Origin of the sequence: Pseudomonas sp. Sample_24 (genome assembly GCF_004307605.1) — a bacterium.
Lineage (GTDB): Bacteria > Pseudomonadota > Gammaproteobacteria > Pseudomonadales > Pseudomonadaceae > Aquipseudomonas.
This window is the reverse complement of the sequence record NZ_RCNW01000022.1, coordinates 1-6,542: the sequence shown is the minus strand read 5'-3', so window position 1 is coordinate 6,542 and position 6,542 is coordinate 1. Positions and strand designations below refer to the sequence as shown.

The following is a 6,542-nucleotide window of genomic DNA, read 5'->3' as shown; positions in this document are numbered from 1 at the left end:
GGCACTGGGCCAACTACGCCGACAACATGTTCACCACTCAGTCGGAAAACCGCGATTACGCGATCAAGCCAATGAACTGCCCTTGCCACGTGCAAGTGTTCAATCAGGGCCTGAAGAGCTACCGCGAGTTGCCGATGCGTCTGGCCGAATTCGGTGCCTGCCACCGTAACGAGCCATCGGGTGCATTGCACGGCATCATGCGTGTGCGCGCATTCACTCAGGATGACGCCCACATCTTCTGCACCGAAGAGCAGATGCAGGCCGAATCCGCGGCATTCATCAAGCTGACCATGGATGTCTACGCCGATTTCGGCTTCAAAGACGTCGAAATGAAGCTGTCCACTCGTCCGGAAAAACGCGTTGGCTCCGACGAGCTTTGGGATCGCGCCGAAGCGGCATTGGCTGCAGCCCTTGATAGCGCTGGCCTGCCGTACGACCTGCAGCCGGGCGAGGGTGCGTTCTACGGTCCGAAGATTGAGTTCTCGCTGAAAGATTGCCTCGGTCGCGTCTGGCAGTGTGGTACCCTGCAGCTCGATTTTAACCTGCCTGTCCGTCTGGGCGCCGAATTCGTCTCCGAAGACAACAGCCGCAAGCATCCGGTGATGTTGCATCGGGCGATCCTGGGCTCCTTCGAACGATTCGTCGGAATCCTGATCGAGCACTACGAGGGTGCATTCCCTGCGTGGCTGGCTCCGACCCAGGCAGTGATCATGAATATCACTGATAAACAGGCAGATTTTGTTGCCGAAGTAGAAAAAACTCTCAACGAAAGCGGGTTTCGTGCCAAGTCTGACTTGAGAAATGAAAAGATCGGCTTTAAAATCCGCGAGCATACCTTGCTCAAGGTTCCCTATCTCTTGGTTATTGGAGATAAGGAAGTCGAGATGCAGACTGTCGCTGTGCGTACTCGTGAAGGTGCTGACCTGGGCTCGATGCCCGTCGCCCAGTTCGCCGAGTTCCTCGCGCAAGCGGTTTCCCGGCGTGGTCGCCAAGATTCGGAGTAATTATTATTAAGCGTGAAATGAGACAAGATAAACGAGCTGCACCGAAAGCCCCGATCAACGAGAATATCTCGGCACGCGAGGTTCGGTTAATTGGCGCTGACGGCGAGCAGATTGGCATCGTCTCGATTGATGAAGCGCTTCGTATTGCTGAAGAAGCCAAGCTTGATCTGGTAGAAATCTCCGCCGACGCAGTCCCGCCAGTTTGCCGGGTGATGGACTACGGCAAATCGATCTTCGAAAAGAAGAAGCAGATTGCGGCAGCGAAGAAAAACCAGAAGCAGATTCAGGTAAAAGAAATCAAGTTTCGTCCAGGGACGGAGGAAGGGGATTACCAGGTAAAACTGCGCAACCTGGTACGTTTCCTGAGTGACGGGGACAGGGCCAAGGTATCCTTGCGATTCCGCGGCCGTGAGATGGCCCACCAGGAGCTGGGGATGGAACTCCTCAAGCGAGTTGAAGGTGACTTGCTCGAGTACGGTTCGGTCGAACAGCATCCTAAGATGGAAGGACGCCAGCTGATCATGGTCATCGCCCCGAAAAAGAAGAAGTAATCAACAGGGCACGGCAGGCCTTCTGATTATGTTTATCAACTGAATGCGGAGTATCCGAACATGCCAAAAATGAAGACCAAAAGTGGTGCTGCTAAGCGGTTTCTGAAAACTGCTAACGGTATCAAGCACAAGCACGCTTTCAAGAGCCACATCCTGACCAAAATGTCGACCAAGCGTAAGCGTCAACTGCGCGGTAGCAGCTTGCTGCATCCGTCTGACGTGGCAAAAGTCGAGCGCATGCTGCGCCTTCGTTAATTTTAGTCAAGAATAGAGGAAGTAACTCATGGCTCGTGTAAAGCGTGGCGTCATTGCCCGTAAGCGTCACAAAAAAATTCTGAAACTTGCTAAAGGCTACTACGGCGCACGCTCCCGCGTATTCCGTGTTGCCAAGCAAGCGGTAATCAAGGCAGGCCAATACGCCTACCGTGACCGTCGTCAGAAAAAACGTCAGTTCCGCGCTCTGTGGATCGCTCGTATCAACGCTGGTGCTCGTATCAACGGTCTGTCCTACAGCCGTTTCATCGCCGGCCTGAAAAAAGCGTCCATCGAGATCGACCGTAAGGTTCTGGCTGATCTGGCAGTGAACGAAAAAGCGGCGTTTGCTGCGATTGTCGAGAAAGCTAAAGCCACCTTGGCTTAAGTACCCCCGACAGTCACCCGGCCTCACCTCTGTGGGGCCAGGTGTTAAACGTCATAAATAGGGGAAGAGCCTTCAAGCTCTTCCCCTATTTTGTATCTGGAGTCTGTACATGGAAAACCTGGATGCGCTCGTCTCTCAAGCACTAGAGGCTGTGCAAAGCGCTGAAGATATCAATGCCCTGGAGCAAATCCGGGTTCACTACCTTGGCAAAAAGGGTGAATTGACTCAGGTGATGAAGACCCTGGGGAATTTGCCGGCAGAAGAGCGGCCGCAAGTCGGTGCGCTGATCAACGTTGCCAAGGAGCGTGTCACAGACGTTCTCAATGCGCGCAAGGCGTTGTTTGAAGAGGCCGACCTGGCTGCCAAACTGTCCGCCGAGTCCATTGACGTGACCCTGCCGGGCCGCGGTCAGACCTCCGGTGGTCTGCATCCGGTTACCCGCACTCTGGAACGCATCGAACAATTCTTCACCCACATCGGCTACGGCATCGCCGAAGGCCCTGAGGTCGAAGACGATTATCACAACTTCGAAGCGCTCAACATCCCAGGCCATCACCCGGCCCGGTCGATGCATGACACCTTCTATTTCAATGCCAACATGTTGCTGCGCACCCATACCTCGCCGGTACAGGTCCGCACCATGGAATCGAAACAGCCGCCGATCCGCATCGTCTGCCCAGGCCGTGTGTACCGTAGCGACTCGGATATCACCCACTCGCCGATGTTCCATCAGGTCGAAGGCCTGCTGGTTGATCGCGACATCAATTTTGCCGACCTCAAAGGCACCATCGAAGAGTTCCTGCGGGTGTTCTTCGAAAAAGAACTGGCGGTGCGCTTCCGTCCTTCGTACTTCCCGTTCACCGAGCCATCCGCCGAAGTCGACATGGAATGCGTGATGTGCAGCGGCAAAGGCTGCCGTGTCTGCAAGCAGACTGGCTGGCTGGAAGTCATGGGTTGCGGCATGGTCCACCCGAACGTGCTGCGCATGTCCGGGATCGACCCGGAAGAGTTTTCGGGCTTTGCCTTCGGCATGGGCGTTGAACGTCTGGCCATGCTGCGTTACGGCGTGAACGACTTGCGTCTGTTCTTCGACAACGACTTGCGGTTCCTCGCGCAATTTCGCTAGTCGTAACGAATTCTTAGGAGAGCAGGATGAAATTCAGTGAACAATGGCTGCGTGGCTGGGTTAGCCCGCAGGTAGGTCGCGATGAGCTGGTTGCTCGTCTGTCGATGGCCGGTCTTGAGGTCGATAGCGTTACCCCGGCCGCTGGCGTATTCAGTGGTGTAATCGTGGGCGAGGTGCTCAGCACCGAACAGCACCCGGATGCCGACAAGCTGCGTGTTTGCCAGGTCAGCAACGGTTCGGAAACCTTTCAGGTCGTATGCGGTGCGCCAAATGTGCGCCCTGGCCTGAAGATTCCATTCGCCACCATTGGCGCCGAACTGCCGGGCGACTTCAAAATCAAGAAAGCCAAGCTGCGTGGCGTTGAGTCCAACGGCATGCTGTGCTCGCAAGCCGAATTGCAAGTGGGCGAGGGCAACGATGGCCTGATGGAATTGCCGGCCGATGCGCCAGTGGGTCAGGACATTCGTGAATACCTGAACCTGGAAGACGCCAGCATCGAGGTCGATCTGACCCCGAACCGTGGTGATTGCCTGTCCCTGGCCGGTCTGGCCCGTGAAGTCGGCGCGCTGTATGCCACCCCGGTCACGCGTCCGGTGGTGGCCAGCGTTCCAGCTGTCCACGATGAAGTGCGTTCGGTTGAAGTCCTGGCACCGGCTGCTTGCCCGCGCTACCTGGGGCGTGTGATGCGTAACGTCGACCTGTCCAGGCCTACGCCGCTGTGGATGGTAGAGCGCCTGCGTCGTGCTGATGTGCGCAGCATCGATGCCGCGGTCGACATTACCAACTACGTGATGCTTGAGTTGGGTCAGCCGCTGCACGCTTTCGATCTTGCCGAAATCAATGGCGGCATCCGCGTGCGCATGGCCGAAGAAGGCGAGAAGCTGGTACTGCTCGACGGTCAGGAAGTCAGCCTGCGTAGCGATACGCTGGTGATCGCCGACCACACCCGCGCACTGGCAATTGCCGGCGTCATGGGGGGCGAGCACAGCGGCGTCAATACCGCGACCACTCGCGATATCTTCCTGGAAAGTGCGTTCTTCGATCAAATCGCGGTTGCTGGCAAGGCTCGTTCCTATGGCCTGCACACCGATGCATCGCACCGCTACGAGCGTGGCGTGGACTGGCAGCTCGCCCGTGAAGCCATGGAGCGCGCCACTGGCCTGCTGCTGGAAATCACTGGTGGCGAAGCCGGCCCGATCATCGAAACCGTGAGTGAGCAGCACCTGCCGTCGATCGCACCGGTGACCCTGCGCGCTCAGCGCATCACTCAAATGCTGGGCATGGAAATGGACCCGGCTGAAGTTGAGCGTCTGCTCAGCGCCTTGGGCCTGACCATTACCGCAGACGGGGCAGGGCAGTGGCGCGTAGAAGTGCCAAGCCACCGCTTCGATATCAGCCTGGAAGTCGACCTGATCGAAGAGCTGGCGCGTCTGTACGGCTACAACCGCCTGCCGGTTCGTTACCCGCAAGCGCGTCTTGCGCCGCAAGCCAAGGCAGAAGCACGTAGCGACTTGCCGGAACTGCGTCGTCTGCTGGTTGCCCGTGGTTATCAGGAAGCGATCACCTACAGCTTCATCGATCCGAAACAATTCGAGCTGTTTAATCCGGGTGTAGAGCCGTTGCTGCTCGCCAACCCGATTTCCAATGACATGGCTGCCATGCGTTCGTCGCTGTGGCCAGGCCTGGTCAAGGCGCTTCAGCACAACCTGAACCGCCAACAGGATCGGGTGCGCCTGTTCGAGAGCGGTCTGCGTTTCATCGGCCAGCTCGAAGGTTTGAAACAAGAGCCGATGCTGGCCGGTGTGGTTTGCGGTAGCCGCCTGCCGGAAGGCTGGGCGCAAGGTCGCGACACCGTAGACTTCTTCGACGTCAAGGCTGACGTTGAAGCGGTGCTGGGCTTCGCCGGTGCTCTGGATGCATTCACGTTCGTGCCTGGCAAGCACCCGGCATTGCACCCGGGTCAAACCGCGCGCATCGAACGCGAAGGTCGTCTGGTGGGCTTCATTGGCGCCATCCACCCTGAGTTGTCGAAAACCCTGGGTCTCGATCGTCCGGTATTTGTTTTCGAGATGGTTCTGGCTGAAGTGGCGTCGGGCAAAATGCCTAAATTCCACGAGTTGTCGCGCTTTCCTGAAGTGCGTCGTGACCTTGCACTGATTGCGCACAAAGACGTTGCAGCCTCGGCTGTATTGGACGTAATCCGTGAAAATGCAGGCGAATGGCTGACAGACCTCAGGCTATTTGACGTATATCAGGGTAAAGGCATTGATCCTGATAGAAAAAGCCTCGCAGTTGGCTTGACCTGGCAGCATCCATCGCGCACTCTTAATGACGATGAGGTGAATACCACGACGCAAAACATCCTCACCTCGCTCGAACAAAGGTTGGACGCCACGTTAAGGAAGTGACGTATGGGGGCTTTGACGAAAGCTGAGATGGCGGAACGTCTGTATGAAGAGCTGGGCCTGAACAAGCGGGAAGCCAAGGAATTGGTTGAACTGTTTTTCGAGGAAATCAGGCACGCTCTTGAAGACAACGAACAAGTCAAATTGTCCGGTTTCGGCAATTTCGACCTTCGGGACAAACGCCAGCGGCCTGGCCGCAATCCGAAAACGGGAGAAGAAATCCCTATCACGGCTCGCCGTGTGGTCACCTTTCGTCCAGGGCAGAAGTTGAAGGCCCGAGTTGAGGCTTATGCTGGAACCAAGTCATAACGACGAGCTACCCGTCATCCCAGGCAAACGCTACTTCACCATTGGTGAAGTTAGCGAGCTGTGTGCGGTAAAACCGCACGTACTGCGCTATTGGGAGCAGGAGTTTCCTCAACTCAACCCCGTCAAACGCCGCGGAAACCGCCGGTATTATCAGCGCCAGGATGTGCTGATGATCCGGCAGATCCGCGCGCTTCTTTACGATCAGGGGTTCACCATCGGCGGCGCACGCTTGCGCTTGTCCGGCGATGAAGCCAAAGACGACACCACCCAATACAAGCAAATGATTCGCCAGATGATCGCTGAGCTGGAAGATGTCCTGGTAGTCCTCAAGAAATAAATTCCTGCTTTTAAATACTTCCAGTTTTCAAAAGCTTGCGATATATTCTTGAGCGTTCCTCGAGACGAGGAACAAGTTTCACGCCTAGTCGGGGCGTAGCGCAGTCCGGTAGCGCACTAGCATGGGGTGCTAGGGGTCGAGTGTTCGAATCACTCCGTCCCGACCATATT

The 6,542-nt window shown here is 56.5% G+C and carries 8 protein-coding genes and 1 tRNA gene; all 9 read left to right on the top strand.

Translation table 11 applies throughout. The annotated features are described in order from the left end of the window. Positions 1–1,004 (top strand): threonine--tRNA ligase (gene thrS / locus D8V06_RS01055; RefSeq protein WP_130930284.1); only part of this gene is annotated, 1,004 nt, incomplete at its 5' end. Then, a complete protein-coding gene (infC, locus tag D8V06_RS01050) occupies positions 1,004–1,555 on the top strand; it encodes a translation initiation factor IF-3 (protein WP_169843736.1) in 552 nt (183 codons plus the stop codon). The genes thrS and infC, both read left to right, overlap by 1 nt. Before the next feature lie 60 nt (positions 1,556–1,615). Continuing rightward, complete coding sequence (gene rpmI, locus D8V06_RS01045; protein WP_002553160.1) at positions 1,616–1,810, top strand: 50S ribosomal protein L35; 195 nt, start codon at positions 1,616–1,618, stop codon at positions 1,808–1,810. A 28-nt stretch (positions 1,811–1,838) separates the two neighbouring features. Next, positions 1,839–2,195 carry a 50S ribosomal protein L20 gene (gene rplT, locus D8V06_RS01040; RefSeq protein ID WP_007905879.1) on the top strand — a complete coding sequence of 119 codons (357 nt, stop codon included), beginning with the start codon at positions 1,839–1,841 and terminating at the stop codon, positions 2,193–2,195. A 109-nt stretch (positions 2,196–2,304) separates the two neighbouring features. Continuing rightward, the gene (pheS, locus tag D8V06_RS01035; RefSeq protein ID WP_056853666.1) at positions 2,305–3,321 is read left to right on the top strand and encodes a phenylalanine--tRNA ligase subunit alpha; all 1,017 of its coding nucleotides are present in this window, start codon (positions 2,305–2,307) and stop codon (positions 3,319–3,321) included. A gap of 26 nt (positions 3,322–3,347) precedes the next feature. Next, on the top strand, positions 3,348–5,729 hold the full coding sequence (gene pheT, locus D8V06_RS01030) for a phenylalanine--tRNA ligase subunit beta (RefSeq protein ID WP_130930283.1): 2,382 nt from the start codon (positions 3,348–3,350) through the stop codon (positions 5,727–5,729). A gap of 3 nt (positions 5,730–5,732) precedes the next feature. Continuing rightward, on the top strand, positions 5,733–6,035 hold the full coding sequence (gene ihfA, locus D8V06_RS01025) for an integration host factor subunit alpha (RefSeq protein WP_002553164.1): 303 nt from the start codon (positions 5,733–5,735) through the stop codon (positions 6,033–6,035). Beyond that, positions 6,016–6,372 carry a MerR family transcriptional regulator gene (locus D8V06_RS01020; protein WP_003179985.1) on the top strand — a complete coding sequence of 119 codons (357 nt, stop codon included), beginning with the start codon at positions 6,016–6,018 and terminating at the stop codon, positions 6,370–6,372. The genes ihfA and D8V06_RS01020 overlap by 20 nt, the downstream gene beginning before the upstream one ends. Before the next feature lie 89 nt (positions 6,373–6,461). Continuing rightward, positions 6,462–6,538, top strand: a tRNA-Pro gene (locus D8V06_RS01015). Positions 6,539–6,542: the final 4 nt, after the last annotated feature.

Excerpts from the sequence above, each read along its gene's own strand:
- rplT (WP_007905879.1), top strand. The coding sequence starts at position 1,839 with ATGGCTCGTGTAAAGCGTGGCGTCATTGCCCGTAAGCGTCACAAAAAA.
- ihfA (WP_002553164.1), top strand. The coding sequence starts at position 5,733 with ATGGGGGCTTTGACGAAAGCTGAGATGGCGGAACGTCTGTATGAAGAG.
- rpmI (WP_002553160.1), top strand. The coding sequence starts at position 1,616 with ATGCCAAAAATGAAGACCAAAAGTGGTGCTGCTAAGCGGTTTCTGAAA.
- D8V06_RS01020 (WP_003179985.1), top strand. The coding sequence starts at position 6,016 with ATGCTGGAACCAAGTCATAACGACGAGCTACCCGTCATCCCAGGCAAA.
- pheS (WP_056853666.1), top strand. The coding sequence starts at position 2,305 with ATGGAAAACCTGGATGCGCTCGTCTCTCAAGCACTAGAGGCTGTGCAA.
- pheT (WP_130930283.1), top strand. The coding sequence starts at position 3,348 with ATGAAATTCAGTGAACAATGGCTGCGTGGCTGGGTTAGCCCGCAGGTA.